A 20365-nucleotide genomic window follows, 5' to 3' on the forward strand; every position below is an offset into this window, starting at 1 on the left:
TATATTAAGAGACGATAAGCTAGAGTGCTGAAAAAAATATATAAAAAGAGAGTAGATGAGATGAAAAAATGTTAACAATATATGCGGTATCGGATTCAATAGGAGAAACAGCGGAACTTGTGGCTAAATCAGTAGCGAGTCAGTTTCCAGATAGTGTAATAGTGAAAAAAACACCACATATTAAAACAGCTGAGGATGTTAATTATTTTATTAGCAAAATAGATAGGGATTCAAAAGTAATGATTATTTCGACTATTATTATGGTAGATGTAAAAGAATTTTTAGTACAAAGATGTGTAGAAAAAGGAATATTTGTATCGAATGTTTTAGGACCAGGGATAGGACTAGCTTCTAAGTTATTAAATAAACAGCCAGAATACATTCCAGGAGCAATATGGAAAATGGATAAGGATTATTATAAAAGAATAGAAGCTATGGAGTTTGCTATGCAATATGATGATAGCAGGGATTATGATGGGATAAAACATGCGGACGTAGTGCTTATTGGTGTTTCAAGAACTTCAAAAACCCCATTGTGTATGTATTTAGCTAATAAAGGAATTAAAGCTATAAATATACCGTTAGTACCTGAAGTTCCTGTTCCAGAAGAACTATATAACATTCCTGGAAGGAAGATCATAGGGCTTAAAATAAATCCTTTTGAGCTTATTGAAATAAGAAAAAATAGAATTGGTAAATTCAATGGGCTTAATGCTAACTTTCAATATGCTAATGATTCAAGAATATTAGATGAGTTAGATTATGCTGAAAAAATAATGAAAAAAACAAGGTGTTTAACAATTGATGTTACTAAAAGAGCTATAGAAGATACGGCTTTAATTATTATGAAAAGTATAGGGTATGATCAATAGTATTTTTAATGCTTTATTTAATAATAGTAATATTTTTAAATAAATGCTTTGCTGTGTAATGATTTTACTTAAAATAAAAAAATTGTATTTCGTGTGTGAATTTTATGATACATTAATAGCATAGTAAAAAAATATAAACTAAATGTTAAAAGGGAGTAGCTGCCTATATTGGTGATAAAGTCAACATACCGACCTTTTGGTCTGGCTTTATGGTGGCTGAGTTCAGTCAGGTTAGACTTTTAACACAATGGTTTTATCGTTGCATGTAAGGTCTTTTTTAGTATAATCATTTATGCTAAAGAAGATTTTTAGCAGGATAGAATTTCATTGTGTTGAAGGTCTTTTTATTTATAAATTTTAATTTAAAGGGAGGGCATCAAACGGCGATATTTATTAAAGCATTATTACTTACTTAATCGGTGTCCATTTCAGAAACAATATTATTAGCTATTAATTATTATATAGTATATAATGGTAACAAAGAAAGGAAGTTTTTGTATGAAGACAAGAGGAAATAAAATATCTATAATTGGAGCAGGTTTTGTAGGTTCTACTACGGCATTTGCTTTAATGACTGGAGGATTAGCATCTGAAATTGTAATTGTAGATATAAATAAGGAAAAAGCTGAGGGCGAGGCAATGGATTTATCACATGGAGCTTCCTTCGTAAGGCCTATTGAAATAACGTCTGGAGAGTATTCAGACACAAAGGATTCAGATATAGTAATTATTACAGCTGGAATTGGTCAAAAGCCAGGAGAAACAAGGCTTACCTGTATTTCGAAAAATTTAAAAATATTTCAAAGTATAGTTCCGGAAGTTGTAAAATTCAGTCCCAATTCTATATTATTGGTAGTGTCAAACCCCGTGGATGTATTGACTTATATAACCTATAAGCTTTCAGGATTTCCAAGCAACAGAGTAATTGGGTCGGGGACGGTTCTTGATACTTCGAGATTTAAATACCTGCTTAGTCAGCATTTTGAAATTGACGCTAGAAATATACATACCTATATAATGGGTGAACATGGGGATTCAGAAATTGCTACTTGGAGTTTAACTAGTATTGCGGGTATGAATGTTGATGAGTACTGTGATATGTGTCCTAAAAAATGTGGTGGAGAGATGAAGTTTGATATATATAAGGAAGTAAAAGAAGCAGCCTATACTATTATTAAAAAAAAGGGTGCAACATATTATGCTGTTGCCCTAGCCATAAAAAGAATAGTTGAAGCAATATTAAGCAATGAGAACTCTATTCTTACAGTATCATCTCTGCTAAAGGGTGAATATGGAATCCAGGACATTTATATGGGAGTTCCAACAATTTTAGGTAGAGAAGGGGTAAAAAAAATACTACAAGTCAAACTCAATGAGGATGAAACAGATAAACTTTTGGAATCTTCAAAGGTGCTGAAGACAGTTATAAAAGATTCCAAAATATAAGGTTGAGGCATCCGAAATAAAATAACAAGTAAAAAATTGCCGAATTTCATTTTAGAATAATTAAATAGGATTATGAATATAAAAAGAATCTTTTCTGAATAGTTAAGATTTTTTTTGTGCTAAATTTTTAACGTAACCCATCTCCTATAACACTTTTAGGCATAATATTATTCTCATTTGAACAAATATTAAGCCAACTATTACCCTTTATAAATGTGCCAGTGCCGATAGGAACATAACTGATGTTACTTATTTTATAATCTTCTTGAATTATAGAATTGTTGCCAGAACTATAAAATAATTTTGATAAAGGGAACCCATATAATGTTACCTCAATTTTGGGATATATTTTAAAGGTAATAATTTATATAGCAGTACTTTCAAAATAATCTCTATTTGAAAGTACCGCTGGAGAATCAGGCTTATATTCAGCCGCTTTATTATTATATTTAATTGACTCTGCTCTACTTCCTAACCTGTCATAACAAACACATAGTTGTAAATTGGGTATATATCCCCAATAATCATGAGATATAAAGCCCCAACTATTAACTGGCTTATTAAGTTCTGATGCGAGCTTATACCAAAAAATAGCCTTGTTATAATCGGAAATCTCAAAATAGTGGGTTCCTATAGTACAGCATATTTCAGCTCTTGGAGTATCATATTCAAAGCTTCTAAGTAGTATTTTTAGCATGGCTTTTTTATCACCTATAATGTTATAACAGTTAGAAAGATCAAAGCAGGCACTTATATTATCCTCTACCCAGCCCTTTTCTGTGTCTAAAAATTCATTGAAATATTTTATTGCTTCTTCAAAAAATCCATTTTGATGTAATTCCCTGGAATAATAGAAGAGTCCTCTTGGTGTTAAAGATTGCCCATCTGACAGCAATTTTTTATAAATAGATATATTTCTACCTTGTACTGCGGCATGTTCTTTTCTATGTGTTATGCAAACATCGGCGTTTATAATATTTCCTCCCATTACTAGGCATTCATGAACAGGTTCTGTCCATTTACAATTATTTATTCTTTTTGACAAGCGTTCTCTAAAATATGATAAGGTAACTGTTCCATTTTCATCAAAGCCTACGTTATACATCATCATAACATTATCTACATCTAGAGTTAAGCTTTGCTTAAGTTGTTTAAATTTTTTTATATCTTCTTCGAGAATGATATCATCAGCGTCTAGCCAAAGAATATAATCCATTTTTGCTTTAGAAAAAGAAAAATTTCTAGCAGCAGAGAAATCATCAATCCACTGGAAATTAAAAAAATCATCTGTATATTCTTGTGCAATTTTTTTTGTGTTATCTGTGGAGCCAGTGTCAACTATTATTATTTCGTCAACAATATCCTTAATACAGTCAAGACACCTACCTAAAACATCTTCCTCATTTTTTACAATCATACATAAACTAATAGTTACCATATAAGATATAAGCCTCCTAAAACAAATTTACAGTATATAATATGCTGTGGGTTGGAATAGGGAGCATATTTAAAAATAAATTATAAAATGTAACTAAGGTTATGAAAATCATTTCTAAGGCCATTAGGATGAATTTATAAATAGGATAGGTACATTTTTTAATAATAAGCGTAATATGTAATTGAAGCATAATTTGCTGTGACTAAGTGATCGAGGAAGGGATAAAGTAATGATTGAGAATAGGAAAACTTCAATAATAATTTTAACTTACAACAATCTTATTTACAATCACAAATGCGTTGATAGCATAAGGAAATACACTAAAGAGAATACCTACGAAATAATTGTTGTAGATAATAATTCTACTGATGGGACAAGAGAATGGCTTAAAGACCAGAAGGATATAAAATCTATTTTAAATGATGAAAATGTAGGTTTTCCAAAGGGCTGTAATATTGGAATAGCTGCATCAGGCAAAGAAAATGATATTTTGTTTTTGAATAATGATACGGTAGTTACTCCAAGGTGGCTTGATAATCTTAAAATATGTCTTTACAGTGATGATAAAGTTGGAGCAACTTCATCTATAACTAATAATTGTTCTAATTATCAGTCTGTAAGTGTGCCTTATAGTGATGTTAAAGATATGATTCCATTCGCTGAGGCTAATAATGTTTCAAACCCCGAGAAATGGGAGGGGAAAGTAAGGCTTGTGGCATTTTGCATGCTTATAAGGAGAGATGTTCTTAACAAGATTGGCGTTATGGATGAGCAATTTTCACCTGGAAATTTTGAAGATGATGATTTATGCATGAGAATTATAGAATTGGGATATAAGATGATGCTTTGTAATGACAGCTTCATACACCATTTTGGCAGTTCATCTTTTAATAAAGATTATACTGAATTTAATAATGTACTAACGACAAATCGTAAAAAAATTGAGGATAAGTGGGGGTTTAACTCTAACGTAGGCAGCACATTAAAATTTGACATAATACAGCGTATAGATGAGCCAAAAGAAAATGGTCTAAATATTCTTGAGTTTGACTGTGGGCTAGGTGCTACACTACTTAAGTTGAAATATATGTACCCTAACGCTGATATATATGGTATAGAGACAAATGAGCATGTAGCGAGGCTAGGTGGAAAAATTCTAGAGTTAATAACTGATGATTTTGAAGAAAATTATAGCATGAACTTTAAAAAAGACAAGACAAATTTTTTTGATTATATAATTCTTGGCAATAGACTTCAACTAAGTAAAGACCCTTGGACATTACTAAATGAAATAAAAAAATTTTTGAAGCCTGGGGGATATATAATTGCGACTATTCCTAACTTAATGCATCATTCAGTTATAAAAGAGTTATTAAGAGGAAGCTTTATGTACAGCGGAAATTCTATTTTAAATAGAAATAATAATAAGTTTTTTACTTTAACAGATATATGCAAAATATTCGATGAGTGTGGGTATAGTAATCCATATATATTTCATTATCGTACTGAATTAACACCGGAAGATGATCAGCTATTAAATAATATTTGTGGTATTGTTGGTAAAGATATGAAAGAGTATTTCTTATCTTACGAGTATGTAGCTAAATATCAAAAAAATGTATAGTGTGCAGAGATTGACAACTATGTTGGCAGTCTCTATTTTTTAGCAAGGAGAAAATTGGCATAGTGTAATTGTTAGACTTTTTTCGTTTATAGAAATATTTATGACTATCTGAGGCTAAGCTAGTTTATTTTTGTTGCAAATTGTCGTATGGTGTATAATGATTAATGTAAACAAAACTGGATATAATTACAAAAATAAATATTAAAGATTATCAGGTGGCAAAATTAAATACCAAGTGGTTAAAGGAAGGTAGTAAAAATGTATAAACATGAAATATTATTTCAAGATTATTTAGAACTAAAAAGTAAAGAATCAAAAGATTGTATTATGGGTTTTCAAGAATACAATGAGCCTGGGAAAGATATAGAAATTAAAGTTAATTTAATAAATGGCGACTGGTTAAGGGTTTATTATAATGATAGCGATATAGATTGGTGTTAAAAAATAATGTAGCTATTATATTAGAGTCAGTTGTTTGTAAACAGTCTGAAACATAAAAATAATCCTCCCAATTTGGGAGGATTATTTTTATGTTAAGATAAACCAAAGAAATACCTTAATTTTTTTATAGATAACATAACTTATTAGCAAGCTACCTTATTAGCAAGCTACCAAGCATATTCCCCTTAAGTATCTACAAGTATAAACTATGATTTCTCTAATTCTATATAGTTCACTTTCCTTATTTCGTGCCCTCCAGATTTTTGCATAATCACAGAACCATACTTCGAGATTTTCTGCGAGATCCATTGGACTAAATACTGTATCTACATCATTTTTAGAATACTCATTCTTCAAAAGATTTAGGAAAAAGCTATTCACAAGTTGTATTGCCCTTGCTGAAACAATAAATTCTTGCAGATCAAAGGTGTTTATGCACACTTTTTTAGACAATGTAGTAAACTTATTTTCTATTTCACAAGCTATGTCATAACCAGCTAAAATCTTTTTCCAATCAAGCTCGCTGAAACTTTCTTTAATATCTGAATTTTTACAATGATTTTCTTTCCATTCGACTAGTTCATACCAGCCTACGATCTGCTCCTTGGATAATTTATTAAGTAGAGACACGAGTTCAAGTGAGTCATCACCATACTCTATTAAGGACAACGCTTTAAATACATTTTCAAACTCTTTCTCGCCATCTGGGTTCCATGATAAGGACGCTCCGTATGCCATGCCTGGAATTGAGCTACTTAAAAAATTTATATGACCAAAATCTCCCCAGTCAGTATTGAGAACGCCTGTTGCACCATATTTAACACCATAGGCTACCATTCTTTTAATATTCTCAAAACCCTTATCGACTTTGTTCACTAGTTGATTCCATCCCCATACACCTGGGCACACGTACTGCTCCATACCTGACTCAGTTATTGCTTTTGTGCCATCCTCTTTGGCATTTTCGTTATAGTCCCAATTAAGACATATGGCATCCTTACTTATATTATTTAAAAGTTCAGGATGATGTAAAATCACATCCCCCCAGAACATAACCTTCTTGCCTTTTTTCTTGACTATATCTATTACTTTGTTCAAAAATTCAACATATAACATTCCAACCCCAACTTCATCGGCTTTGGCTTTACTTTTACCCTTTCCTAAATCAAAGGTTTCATCACAGCATATATTGAATGTGTCTGAGCTAAATAGCGGTATATATTGCATTAGCATTTCTTCAACTAGTTTTATGCTACCTTCATTAGTTGCATCCAGTGTGTGTGAAACCATTCTATGACCAAAAGAGTACTCGCCTCCCTCACTGTTTTCTAGCTCACACAATTCATTGAAGGACTTTGACCTAAGCACCTCATACATATGCCCGAAGGTAGACAAGGATGGGATTAATTCAACATGCCTTTTTTTGCAATATTGGTCAAGTATTAATATTTCCTCCGCTGTTAGTGGATCTTTGTCCATCCATATTTCACTCATGCCTTTAAATGCAAAAGTATGTTCTATATACAATTGCAACTGATTAATTTTATAAAAAGCTGCCCTGTCAACTAGTTCCATAAGCATTTCAAGTGTTGGTACCTTGCCTCTTGTAACATCATGATAGAACCCACGGTTAGTAAAATATGGCTCGTCTTCAATTTTGAGATTTGGAAGTAAAGTTCCATTTTGCCTAATAATTTGTCTAAATGTCTGTACTCCATAAAATATGCCTATGGAAGTAGCAGCACATATTTCGATGCAGGTTCCACCAATAATTAAGGTGTAAGCCTCTTTTGGACCTGATACTTTTTTAAATCTAATTACGGTTTTATCATTATGGCAATCAAAGGCCTTATTTATTACTAATTTGAAGCCTAATTGTTGCTGAATTTCATCTTGTAATACAATCGCGGCATTTAAGTCATCAAAATCACATTGGTAATCTAAGACTATCTCCGTATCACGTCTAAGTTGCAATGTACCTTTATTTAGTTCTAATTGTTTTGGACTTGGTATTAAAAACATATTGTACACTCCCTAAATTTTGTTTGATTAGAATCCGGGTTACTAGCCCTTAACTAGGGTAATAAATCCCGATTTTACTGAGTATTATAGAGAAAAATATCTATAAAATAAAAGCATCCATTTTATAATAGTTTTGCGATAAACTTTATATAAAAAGATGCTAATAAAATGAACAAAAAATATTTTAAATCAAACTCTTACCTACTTCTCTACGCTATACCATATTGGAGAAGAAATCAATAGACTTATAGATAATAAAAAAATTACCAAAAGCAATTAATAACAAGGATACGGTTTCAAGCCATAGTCTAAGACTTAGAAGTGTTTATATTAACATTTGTGTAAAAATAAACTACATATATAGTAAAAGCGTATATGTTAACTTTCTACATTATATGTGTCTATTATAAATGCATCTTGTTAAAAGAAATAAAAAATGTGTTATCAATATATAAAACGGTAAGATATTATATATTGATACTAATAGAGTTGATTTTGAAATGTATTGATAATACTTAGCCATGTGTATCTGGATGCGAAATATTGAATTATTTAGACTTACATGTAGAAAAATGAATATAATCTAGCTAGAGTACCTATATTGTGAAATTATGACCTTATTTATATGATAGAATACTCCTTGTCGTCACAAACGAGTGGCACGATAAGCTAACTGTTGATAACTATTTAGTATGTTTTCAAATGAAAATAAATTAAAAAAATGTTGACAAAACAAGAAATACCTAGTAATATAGTAGAAGTCGTCACATGATGACAAAGCGAATTGGTCTTTGAAAATTAAACAGAGAAATAGGTAAAGATAGCGAAATAATATTTCGTTAAACCAGTTAATTACTTTAGTATAAAGTAAAATTTAGTCGTAAGACTAAAAGTATGTAATGAGCTTGCGTAACAACTTAACAGTTGTCGCAGATTAATCATTTCAACTAAAAAAGTGTAAACTTTTAAATTGAGAGTTTGATCCTGGCTCAGGACGAACGCTGGCGGCGTGCCTAACACATGCAAGTCGAGCGATGAAACCTTTCGGGGTGGATTAGCGGCGGACGGGTGAGTAACACGTGGGTAACCTGCCTCAAAGAGGGGAATAGCCTCCCGAAAGGGAGATTAATACCGCATAATATGTTTTGGTCGCATGATCGAAACATCAAAGGATTTTTCTTCGGAAAATTCCACTTTGAGATGGACCCGCGGCGCATTAGCTAGTTGGTGAGGTAACGGCTCACCAAGGCGACGATGCGTAGCCGACCTGAGAGGGTGATCGGCCACATTGGAACTGAGACACGGTCCAGACTCCTACGGGAGGCAGCAGTGGGGAATATTGCGCAATGGGGGAAACCCTGACGCAGCAACGCCGCGTGAATGATGAAGGCCTTCGGGTTGTAAAGTTCTGTCTTCTGGGACGATAATGACGGTACCAGAGGAGGAAGCCACGGCTAACTACGTGCCAGCAGCCGCGGTAATACGTAGGTGGCAAGCGTTGTCCGGATTTACTGGGCGTAAAGGATGCGTAGGCGGACATTTAAGTCAGATGTGAAATACCCGAGCTTAACTTGGGTGCTGCATTTGAAACTGGGTGTCTAGAGTGCAGGAGAGGTAAGTGGAATTCCTAGTGTAGCGGTGAAATGCGTAGAGATTAGGAAGAACACCAGTGGCGAAGGCGACTTACTGGACTGTAACTGACGCTGAGGCATGAAAGCGTGGGGAGCAAACAGGATTAGATACCCTGGTAGTCCACGCCGTAAACGATGAATACTAGGTGTCGGGGGTCGAACCTCGGTGCCGCCGTTAACACATTAAGTATTCCGCCTGGGGAGTACGATCGCAAGATTAAAACTCAAAGGAATTGACGGGGGCCCGCACAAGCAGCGGAGCATGTGGTTTAATTCGAAGCAACGCGAAGAACCTTACCTAGACTTGACATCCCCTGCATAACCCAGAGATGGGCGAAGTCCTTCGGGACAGGGTGACAGGTGGTGCATGGTTGTCGTCAGCTCGTGTCGTGAGATGTTGGGTTAAGTCCCGCAACGAGCGCAACCCTTATCATTAGTTGCTACCATTAAGTTGAGCACTCTAGTGAGACTGCCCGGGTTAACCGGGAGGAAGGTGGGGATGACGTCAAATCATCATGCCCCTTATGTCTAGGGCTACACACGTGCTACAATGGTGAGTACAAAGAGATGCAAGACCGCAAGGTGGAGCCAAACTCAAAAACTCATCCCAGTTCGGATTGTAGGCTGCAACTCGCCTACATGAAGCCGGAGTTGCTAGTAATCGCGAATCAGCATGTCGCGGTGAATACGTTCCCGGGCCTTGTACACACCGCCCGTCACACCATGAGAGTTGGTAACACCCGAAGTCCGTGAGGTAACCGTAAGGAGCCAGCGGCCGAAGGTGGGATTGATGATTGGGGTGAAGTCGTAACAAGGTAGCCGTAGGAGAACCTGCGGCTGGATCACCTCCTTTCTAGGGAGTAGATGTATTGACTTCGGTCGATGCAATAGAAGAATATTAATTTGTTCTTCAAAAATATCTATTGTAATTAATCGTACCTAGTTCTCTGTTTAATTTTGAGAGACTAATTTTATCTAACTCTTAGGAGTTAGATAATGAATAGTTTTTCTTAAAATGTTCTTTGAAAATTGCACAGTGAAAAAAGTTGTTTTAAAAAAATTAAAACTACGCAAGTAGTTTATAAATTAATTTAATACAATTTCGCAAAATTAATATAACCGTCTATGTAAATAGACAGAATCAAGGTCAAGCTACAAAGGGCGCATGGCGAATGCCTTGGCACTAGGAGCCGAAGAAGGACGCGTTAAGCTGCGATAAGCTTTGGGTAGGCGCAAATAGCCTGTGATCCAAAGATTTCCGAATGGGGGAACCCACATAGTAACAACTATGTACTGCATACTGAATAAATAGGTATGCAGAGGTAGACCCGGGGAACTGAAACATCTAAGTACCCGGAGGAAGAGAAAGAAACATCGATTTCCTAAGTAGCGGCGAGCGAAAGGGAAAGAGCCCAAACCCAGGTCTTTGATCTGGGGGTTGAGGATAGATCATAAATACTGCAATTCCTTAATTGAAGATAGCTGGAAAGCTGCTCCGCAGAAGGTAATAGGCCTGTAAATGAAAAGGAAAAACAGTCAGATCTAATCCAGAGTACCACGAGACACGTGAAACCTTGTGGGAAGCTGGGAGGACCACCTCCCAAGGCTAAATACTACCTAGTGACCGATAGTGAAGAAGTACCGTGAGGGAAAGGTGAAAAGAACCCCGGAAGGGGAGTGAAATAGAACCTGAAACCGTGTGCCTACAACCGGTCGAAGCACTTTATATGTGTGACGGCGTGCTTTTTGTAGAACGAGCCAACGAGTTACGATATGTAGCAAGGTTAAGTACTTAAGGTACGGAGCCGAAGGGAAACCAAGTCTGAATAGGGCGCATAGTTGCATGTCGTAGACCCGAAACCGGGTGACCTATCCATGGCCAGGATGAAGCGGAAGTAAAATTCCGTGGAGGTCCGAACCACGTTGGTGTTGAAAAACCATGGGATGAGCTGTGGATAGCGGAGAAATTCCAATCGAACTCGGAGATAGCTGGTTCTCCTCGAAATAGCTTTAGGGCTAGCGTCGATTAATTGAGTAATGGAGGTAGAGCACTGAATGGGCTAGGGGCTGACAACAGTTACTGAACCCTATCAAACTCCGAATGCCATATACTTTTATTTCGGCAGTCAGACTGCGAATGATAAGATCCGTAGTCAAAAGGGAAACAGCCCAGACCATCAGCTAAGGTCCCAAAGTGTAAGTTAAGTGGAAAAGGATGTGGGATTTCTAAGACAACTAGGATGTTGGCTCAGAAGCAGCCACTCATTTAAAGAGTGCGTAATAGCTCACTAGTCAAGAGATCCTGCGCCGAAGATGTCCGGGGCTAAAACTTACCACCGAAGCTATGGGTGTACACAATTGTGTACGCGGTAGAGGAGCTTTCTGTACTGGCTGAAGTCATACCGTAAGGAGTGGTGGACGGTACAGAAGTGAGAATGTTGGCATGAGTAGCGAGAGTTAAGTGAGAATCTTAACGGTCGAAAACCTAAGGTTTCCTGAGGAAGGCTCGTCCTCTCAGGGTTAGTCGGGACCTAAGCCGAGGCCGAAAGGCGTAGGTGATGGACAATCGGTTGATATTCCGATACCACCAATGGACGTTATTAGAAATGGGATGACGCAGGAGGATAAGATGTGCACACTATTGGATGTGTGTCTAAGCATTTAGGCGGAGCAGACAGGCAAATCCGTTTGCTCTTAACGCTGAGATGTGATGGGGAAGGGAATTTATTCCTGAAGTATCTGATTCCACGCTGCCAAGAAAAGTCTCTATCGAGGATATTGGTGCCCGTACCGCAAACCGACACAGGTAGGTGAGGAGAGAATCCTAAGACCATCGGAAGAATTGTTGTTAAGGAACTCGGCAAATTGACCCCGTAACTTCGGGAGAAGGGGTGCCTACGTAAGTAGGTCGCAGAGAATAGGCCCAAGCAACTGTTTAGCAAAAACACAGGTCTCTGCTAAAGCGAAAGCTGATGTATAGGGGCTGACGCCTGCCCGGTGCTGGAAGGTTAAGGGGATTACTTAGCGCAAGCGAAGGTATGAACTTAAGCCCCAGTAAACGGCGGCCGTAACTATAACGGTCCTAAGGTAGCGAAATTCCTTGTCGGGTAAGTTCCGACCCGCACGAATGGCGTAATGATTTGGGCACTGTCTCAACAACACATCCGGCGAAATTGTAGTGCAAGTGAAGATGCTTGCTACCCGCGATTGGACGGAAAGACCCCGTAGAGCTTTACTGTAGCTTAGCATTGAATTTCGGTATTGTCTGTACAGGATAGGTGGGAGACTGAGAAACATGGGCGTCAGCCTGTGTGGAGTCATCCTTGGGATACCACCCTGACAGTACTGAGGTTCTAACTGGAGGCCATGAATCTGGTCACAGGACATTGTTAGGTGGGCAGTTTGACTGGGGCGGTCGCCTCCAAAAAAGTAACGGAGGCGCCCAAAGGTTCCCTCAGCGCGGTTGGAAATCGCGCGAAGAGTGCAAAGGCAGAAGGGAGCCTGACTGCGACACTTACAAGTGGAGCAGGGACGAAAGTCGGGCTTAGTGATCCGGTGGTACCTCGTGGGAGGGCCATCGCTCAACGGATAAAAGCTACCTCGGGGATAACAGGCTGATCTCCCCCAAGAGTCCACATCGACGGGGAGGTTTGGCACCTCGATGTCGGCTCGTCGCATCCTGGGGCTGAAGTAGGTCCCAAGGGTTGGGCTGTTCGCCCATTAAAGCGGCACGCGAGCTGGGTTCAGAACGTCGTGAGACAGTTCGGTCCCTATCCGTCGCGGGCGTAGGAAATTTGAAGGGAGCTGTCCTTAGTACGAGAGGACCGGGATGGACAAACCTCTGGTGCACCAGTTGTCACGCCAGTGGCATCGCTGGGTAGCTATGTTTGGAAGGGATAAACGCTGAAAGCATCTAAGCGTGAAGCCCACCCTGAGATGAGATTTCCCATAACTCGCACGTAAGTGCGGTGTTAGTAAGACTCCTGGAAGACCACCAGGTTGATAGGTTAGAGGTGTAAGCATGGTAACATGTTCAGCTGACTAATACTAATAAGTCGAGGGCTTGACCTAAATATATAATTAAAAGTAATGCGATATACTTCTTTCGTAAGAAAGAAGCGAGGCTTTGAGCGTGAGCGAAAAGACTAATTCACTGTGCAATTTTCAGAGAATATTTATATTCTCAATCTGGTGATTATGGCATGAAGGTAACACCCGTTCCCATACCGAACACGAAGGTTAAGCTTCAATGCGCCGATGGTACTGCAGGGGTGACCTTGTGGAAGAGTAGGTTGTCGCCAGGTAAGAAAAAAACACTAAGTTATAACTTAGTGTTTTTTATTTCGTCCTGGTGGCACAAGGTACCACAAATCTTACTTCAATAGAAATTGTATTATTGCTAATATCCATAAGTGCAATGGATAAAAAACGTAGAATAAATACTTACTAAATTTATTGTTAACCCCTCTTTTTCCATTATATAAAAGCATAAATGGAGCTGCTAGAATAAATAAGAAATCTGAATTGAACATTAACATGTTTATTGTCTCTTGTGGCGTTTCGTATGGGATATAACTCATATAGAATAAAAGTATGAATAATATTACACATCCAATTATAACTCTTTTCTTATTGCCTCTAAAGAAATATGCTATTAATGTAAATGGTATCAAAACAATACCACCCTCTGTAAATACTCCTAGTGGAATAAGAACTATTGCAAGTACTATTAATCCCGTCTTTTTAGCGCCAACATTTTTTTTACTATATTCAAATAAATTAATTATTGTGAACGGCAAACTCTGCTGATCCTAAAACCCTATTTATTACAAAATTTTCTGCTTGCATAAATACAGGCCATCCAAATAATCTGATGTTATACTTAAATTTATTTTTTGTGTGAAATAATCCTTCCACCATTAAGAATGCAAATAATGGTGCTACAAATCTTGATAATGGATGAAACCATAATGGAAATACTTGTCCAAATGCGAAGTATAAATGATCCATAAGCATTACTATAAGTGCTATAATCTTTAATTGAAATGCATCTAATTTTTTCATATTTTTATTCTCCTTTTTGTTATCTTATGTGTCTATTATATATTTTAAAGAGAGCGGAAACCATCTAACTTCATTACATTTCCCTTACGTTTTTGTAATACTCCCAGCAAATAAGAAAGAGCATATATTATGCAAATTGTAGCTGATTATTCTTTGCGTAGTATATACCTCTTTTCAGTACCAAAGGTTATTTTATAATCATATTTTTAGCATACTTTAGAGTTATAACGTAATATATAAAGTATCCAAGGCTGTGGTATAAAAAAAGAAGACTTAAATAGAATTTTTGAAAAAGGGTTTACTGGAACTAATGGTAGAAATAATGCCAAATCTACAGGCCTTGGGTTGTATTTAACAAAAGAATTATGTGAAAAACTAGATCATGGTATATATGTGGATTCAATATATAACGAATATACAGAGTTTATAATTACTTTCAAAGAGAATTTTTAGATAGTTTAAATGAAGTGAATAGATCATTATTGATATGGTTAAAAAGTATAGAATCTAAAAACGTATTAATAACGCTTATAAATAAATTAGTTATATGCGTAAATGTAAAAATGTTATCATATACTTAACCATGTGTGTCAATATAAACAAAACAAAGAATTATGAATCAATATAGAGAAAATAAAGAATAATAGCGATATACAGCAAGGAGGCTAAATATAGGTTTTTATTCTTGTGATAGAATACTCCTTGTCGTCACAAACGAGTGCACGATAAACTAAGTGTTGATAACTATTTAATATGTTTAAAAAATATTAAAAGAAGTTGTTGACAAAACAAGAAATACATAGTAATATAGTAGGAGTCGTCACATGATGACAAAGCGAATTGGTCTTTGAAAATTAAACAGAGAAATAGGTAAAGATAGCGAAATAATATTTCGTTAAACCAGTTAATTACTTTAGTATAAAGTAAAATTTAGTCGTAAGACTAAAAGTATGTAATGAGCTTGCGTAACAACTTAACAGTTGTCGCAGATTAATCATTTCAACTAAAAAAGTGTAAACTTTTAAATTGAGAGTTTGATCCTGGCTCAGGACGAACGCTGGCGGCGTGCCTAACACATGCAAGTCGAGCGATGAAACCTTTCGGGGTGGATTAGCGGCGGACGGGTGAGTAACACGTGGGTAACCTGCCTCAAAGAGGGGAATAGCCTCCCGAAAGGGAGATTAATACCGCATAATATGTTTTGGTCGCATGATCGAAACATCAAAGGATTTTTCTTCGGAAAATTCCACTTTGAGATGGACCCGCGGCGCATTAGCTAGTTGGTGAGGTAACGGCTCACCAAGGCGACGATGCGTAGCCGACCTGAGAGGGTGATCGGCCACATTGGAACTGAGACACGGTCCAGACTCCTACGGGAGGCAGCAGTGGGGAATATTGCGCAATGGGGGAAACCCTGACGCAGCAACGCCGCGTGAATGATGAAGGCCTTCGGGTTGTAAAGTTCTGTCTTCTGGGACGATAATGACGGTACCAGAGGAGGAAGCCACGGCTAACTACGTGCCAGCAGCCGCGGTAATACGTAGGTGGCAAGCGTTGTCCGGATTTACTGGGCGTAAAGGATGCGTAGGCGGACATTTAAGTCAGATGTGAAATACCCGAGCTTAACTTGGGTGCTGCATTTGAAACTGGGTGTCTAGAGTGCAGGAGAGGTAAGTGGAATTCCTAGTGTAGCGGTGAAATGCGTAGAGATTAGGAAGAACACCAGTGGCGAAGGCGACTTACTGGACTGTAACTGACGCTGAGGCATGAAAGCGTGGGGAGCAAACAGGATTAGATACCCTGGTAGTCCACGCCGTAAACGATGAATACTAGGTGTCGGGGGTCGAACCTCGGTGCCGCCGTTAACACATTAAGTATTCCGCCTGGGGAGTACGATCGCAAGATTAAAACTCAAAGGAATTGACGGGGGCCCGCACAAGCAGCGGAGCATGTGGTTTAATTCGAAGCAACGCGAAGAACCTTACCTAGACTTGACATCCCCTGCATAACCCAGAGATGGGCGAAGTCCTTCGGGACAGGGTGACAGGTGGTGCATGGTTGTCGTCAGCTCGTGTCGTGAGATGTTGGGTTAAGTCCCGCAACGAGCGCAACCCTTATCATTAGTTGCTACCATTAAGTTGAGCACTCTAGTGAGACTGCCCGGGTTAACCGGGAGGAAGGTGGGGATGACGTCAAATCATCATGCCCCTTATGTCTAGGGCTACACACGTGCTACAATGGTGAGTACAAAGAGATGCAAGACCGCAAGGTGGAGCCAAACTCAAAAACTCATCCCAGTTCGGATTGTAGGCTGCAACTCGCCTACATGAAGCCGGAGTTGCTAGTAATCGCGAATCAGCATGTCGCGGTGAATACGTTCCCGGGCCTTGTACACACCGCCCGTCACACCATGAGAGTTGGTAACACCCGAAGTCCGTGAGGTAACCGTAAGGAGCCAGCGGCCGAAGGTGGGATTGATGATTGGGGTGAAGTCGTAACAAGGTAGCCGTAGGAGAACCTGCGGCTGGATCACCTCCTTTCTAGGGAGTAGATGTATTGACTTCGGTCGATGCAATAGAAGAATATTAATTTGTTCTTCAAAAATATCTATTGTAATTAATCGTACCTAGTTCTCTGTTTAATTTTGAGAGACTAATTTTATCTAACTCTTAGGAGTTAGATAATGAATAGTTTTTCTTAAAATGTTCTTTGAAAATTGCACAGTGAAAAAAGTTGTTTTAAAAAAATTAAAACTACGCAAGTAGTTTATAAATTAATTTAATACAATTTCGCAAAATTAATATAACCGTCTATGTAAATAGACAGAATCAAGGTCAAGCTACAAAGGGCGCATGGCGAATGCCTTGGCACTAGGAGCCGAAGAAGGACGCGTTAAGCTGCGATAAGCTTTGGGTAGGCGCAAATAGCCTGTGATCCAAAGATTTCCGAATGGGGGAACCCACATAGTAACAACTATGTACTGCATACTGAATAAATAGGTATGCAGAGGTAGACCCGGGGAACTGAAACATCTAAGTACCCGGAGGAAGAGAAAGAAACATCGATTTCCTAAGTAGCGGCGAGCGAAAGGGAAAGAGCCCAAACCCAGGTCTTTGATCTGGGGGTTGAGGATAGATCATAAATACTGCAATTCCTTAATTGAAGATAGCTGGAAAGCTGCTCCGCAGAAGGTAATAGGCCTGTAAATGAAAAGGAAAAACAGTCAGATCTAATCCAGAGTACCACGAGACACGTGAAACCTTGTGGGAAGCTGGGAGGACCACCTCCCAAGGCTAAATACTACCTAGTGACCGATAGTGAAGAAGTACCGTGAGGGAAAGGTGAAAAGAACCCCGGAAGGGGAGTGAAATAGAACCTGAAACCGTGTGCCTACAACCGGTCGAAGCACTTTATATGTGTGACGGCGTGCTTTTTGTAGAACGAGCCAACGAGTTACGATATGTAGCAAGGTTAAGTACTTAAGGTACGGAGCCGAAGGGAAACCAAGTCTGAATAGGGCGCATAGTTGCATGTCGTAGACCCGAAACCGGGTGACCTATCCATGGCCAGGATGAAGCGGAAGTAAAATTCCGTGGAGGTCCGAACCACGTTGGTGTTGAAAAACCATGGGATGAGCTGTGGATAGCGGAGAAATTCCAATCGAACTCGGAGATAGCTGGTTCTCCTCGAAATAGCTTTAGGGCTAGCGTCGATTAATTGAGTAATGGAGGTAGAGCACTGAATGGGCTAGGGGCTGACAACAGTTACTGAACCCTATCAAACTCCGAATGCCATATACTTTTATTTCGGCAGTCAGACTGCGAATGATAAGATCCGTAGTCAAAAGGGAAACAGCCCAGACCATCAGCTAAGGTCCCAAAGTGTAAGTTAAGTGGAAAAGGATGTGGGATTTCTAAGACAACTAGGATGTTGGCTCAGAAGCAGCCACTCATTTAAAGAGTGCGTAATAGCTCACTAGTCAAGAGATCCTGCGCCGAAGATGTCCGGGGCTAAAACTTACCACCGAAGCTATGGGTGTACACAATTGTGTACGCGGTAGAGGAGCTTTCTGTACTGGCTGAAGTCATACCGTAAGGAGTGGTGGACGGTACAGAAGTGAGAATGTTGGCATGAGTAGCGAGAGTTAAGTGAGAATCTTAACGGTCGAAAACCTAAGGTTTCCTGAGGAAGGCTCGTCCTCTCAGGGTTAGTCGGGACCTAAGCCGAGGCCGAAAGGCGTAGGTGATGGACAATCGGTTGATATTCCGATACCACCAATGGACGTTATTAGAAATGGGATGACGCAGGAGGATAAGATGTGCACACTATTGGATGTGTGTCTAAGCATTTAGGCGGAGCAAGCAGGCAAATCCGTTTGCTCTTAACGCTGAGATGTTATGGGGAAGGGAATTTATTCCCGAAGTATCTGATTCCACGCTGCCAAGAAAAGTCTCTATCGAGGATATTGGTGCCCGTACCGCAAACCGACACAGGTAGGTGAGGAGAGAATCCTAAGACCATCGGAAGAATTGTTGTTAAGGAACTCGGCAAATTGACCCCGTAACTTCGGGAGAAGGGGTGCCTACGTAAGTAGGTCGCAGAGAATAGGCCCAAGCAACTGTTTAGCAAAAACACAGGTCTCTGCTAAAGCGAAAGCTGATGTATAGGGGCTGACGCCTGCCCGGTGCTGGAAGGTTAAGGGGATTACTTAGCGCAAGCGAAGGTATGAACTTAAGCCCCAGTAAACGGCGGCCGTAACTATAACGGTCCTAAGGTAGCGAAATTCCTTGTCGGGTAAGTTCCGACCCGCACGAATGGCGTAATGATTTGGGCACTGTCTCAACAACACATCCGGCGAAATTGTAGTGCAAGTGAAGATGCTTGCTACCCGCGATTGGACGGAAAGACCCCGTAGAGCTTTACTGTAGCTTAGCATTGAATTTCGGTATTGTCTGTACAGGATAGGTGGGAGACTGAGAAACATGGGCGTCAGCCTGTGTGGAGTCATCCTTGGGATACCACCCTGACAGTACTGAGGTTCTAACTGGAGGCCATGAATCTGGTCACAGGACATTGTTAGGTGGGCAGTTTGACTGGGGCGGTCGCCTCCAAAAAAGTAACGGAGGCGCCCAAAGGTTCCCTCAGCGCGGTTGGAAATCGCGCGAAGAGTGCAAAGGCAGAAGGGAGCCTGACTGCGACACTTACAAGTGGAGCAGGGACGAAAGTCGGGCTTAGTGATCCGGTGGTACCTCGTGGGAGGGCCATCGCTCAACGGATAAAAGCTACCTCGGGGATAACAGGCTGATCTCCCCCAAGAGTCCACATCGACGGGGAGGTTTGGCACCTCGATGTCGGCTCGTCGCATCCTGGGGCTGAAGTAGGTCCCAAGGGTTGGGCTGTTCGCCCATTAAAGCGGCACGCGAGCTGGGTTCAGAACGTCGTGAGACAGTTCGGTCCCTATCCGTCGCGGGCGTAGGAAATTTGAAGGGAGCTGTCCTTAGTACGAGAGGACCGGGATGGACAAACCTCTGGTGCACCAGTTGTCACGCCAGTGGCATCGCTGGGTAGCTATGTTTGGAAGGGATAAACGCTGAAAGCATCTAAGCGTGAAGCCCACCCTGAGATGAGATTTCCCATAACTCGCACGTAAGTGCGGTGTTAGTAAGACTCCTGGAAGACCACCAGGTTGATAGGTTAGAGGTGTAAGCATGGTAACATGTTCAGCTGACTAATACTAATAAGTCGAGGGCTTGACCTAAATATATAATTAAAAGTAATGCGATATACTTCTTTCGTAAGAAAGAAGCGAGGCTTTGAGCGTGAGCGA

At 39.3% G+C, this 20365-nt stretch carries 9 protein-coding genes and 5 rRNA genes; 10 read left to right on the forward strand and 4 right to left on the reverse strand.

The annotated features are described in order from the left end of the window. The first annotated feature begins 68 nt into the window (after positions 1 to 68). On the forward strand, positions 69 to 872 hold the full coding sequence (locus KTC92_RS17670) for a pyruvate, water dikinase regulatory protein (protein WP_165414415.1): 804 nt from the start codon (positions 69 to 71) through the stop codon (positions 870 to 872). A 498-nt stretch (positions 873 to 1370) separates the two neighbouring features. Next, positions 1371 to 2318: an L-lactate dehydrogenase gene (locus KTC92_RS17675; RefSeq protein ID WP_220287777.1), complete on the forward strand. Its 948-nt coding sequence runs from the start codon at positions 1371 to 1373 to the stop codon at positions 2316 to 2318. Between the two features lie 364 nt (positions 2319 to 2682). Here the strand turns inward: KTC92_RS17675 and KTC92_RS17680 are convergent, their stop codons facing one another. Then, on the reverse strand, positions 2683 to 3756 hold the full coding sequence (locus KTC92_RS17680) for a glycosyltransferase (protein WP_220287779.1): 1074 nt from the start codon (positions 3754 to 3756) through the stop codon (positions 2683 to 2685). 229 nt (positions 3757 to 3985) lie between these two features. Between KTC92_RS17680 and KTC92_RS17685 the strand changes: the two genes are divergently transcribed. Then, positions 3986 to 5380, forward strand: coding sequence for a glycosyltransferase (locus tag KTC92_RS17685; protein ID WP_216304473.1), 1395 nt, complete (start codon positions 3986 to 3988; stop codon positions 5378 to 5380). A gap of 258 nt (positions 5381 to 5638) precedes the next feature. Beyond that, positions 5639 to 5821: a hypothetical protein gene (locus KTC92_RS17690; protein WP_165414411.1), complete on the forward strand. Its 183-nt coding sequence runs from the start codon at positions 5639 to 5641 to the stop codon at positions 5819 to 5821. A gap of 159 nt (positions 5822 to 5980) precedes the next feature. Here KTC92_RS17690 and KTC92_RS17695 read toward each other — a convergent pair whose 3' ends face one another. Continuing rightward, a complete protein-coding gene (locus KTC92_RS17695; protein WP_220287781.1) occupies positions 5981 to 7843 on the reverse strand; it encodes a glycoside hydrolase family 20 zincin-like fold domain-containing protein in 1863 nt (620 codons plus the stop codon). Between the two features lie 966 nt (positions 7844 to 8809). Between KTC92_RS17695 and KTC92_RS17700 the strand changes: the two genes are divergently transcribed. The 3 genes from KTC92_RS17700 (at position 8810) to rrf (ending at position 13778) form a co-directional block, all read left to right on the forward strand. Further along, a 16S ribosomal RNA gene (locus KTC92_RS17700) occupies positions 8810 to 10327 on the forward strand. A gap of 292 nt (positions 10328 to 10619) precedes the next feature. Then, positions 10620 to 13545: ribosomal RNA gene (locus KTC92_RS17705) — 23S ribosomal RNA — on the forward strand. Between the two features lie 116 nt (positions 13546 to 13661). Beyond that, positions 13662 to 13778: ribosomal RNA gene (gene rrf, locus KTC92_RS17710) — 5S ribosomal RNA — on the forward strand. 69 nt (positions 13779 to 13847) lie between these two features. Here the strand turns inward: rrf and KTC92_RS17715 are convergent. Further along, on the reverse strand, positions 13848 to 14273 hold the full coding sequence (locus KTC92_RS17715) for a conjugal transfer protein TraX (protein ID WP_258280640.1): 426 nt from the start codon (positions 14271 to 14273) through the stop codon (positions 13848 to 13850). Next, the gene (locus KTC92_RS17720) at positions 14254 to 14538 is read right to left on the reverse strand and encodes a conjugal transfer protein TraX (RefSeq protein WP_258280641.1); all 285 of its coding nucleotides are present in this window, start codon (positions 14536 to 14538) and stop codon (positions 14254 to 14256) included. The genes KTC92_RS17715 and KTC92_RS17720 overlap by 20 nt, the downstream gene beginning before the upstream one ends. A 258-nt stretch (positions 14539 to 14796) precedes the next feature. Here KTC92_RS17720 and KTC92_RS17725 point away from each other — a divergent pair, with 258 nt between their 5' ends. From KTC92_RS17725 to KTC92_RS17735, 3 genes are all read left to right on the forward strand, one after another. Beyond that, on the forward strand, positions 14797 to 14991 hold the full coding sequence (locus KTC92_RS17725; RefSeq protein ID WP_258280785.1) for an ATP-binding protein: 195 nt from the start codon (positions 14797 to 14799) through the stop codon (positions 14989 to 14991). Between the two features lie 569 nt (positions 14992 to 15560). Next, positions 15561 to 17078: ribosomal RNA gene (locus tag KTC92_RS17730) — 16S ribosomal RNA — on the forward strand. Positions 17079 to 17370: 292 nt separating this feature from the next. After that, positions 17371 to 20296: ribosomal RNA gene (locus KTC92_RS17735) — 23S ribosomal RNA — on the forward strand. Together the 16S, 23S and 5S rRNA genes form the textbook arrangement of a ribosomal RNA operon. Positions 20297 to 20365 lie beyond the last annotated feature (69 nt).

It is taken from the genome of Clostridium sp. CM027 (assembly GCF_024730565.1).
Classification (GTDB): Bacteria; Bacillota; Clostridia; order Clostridiales; family Clostridiaceae; genus Clostridium_AD; species Clostridium_AD estertheticum_B.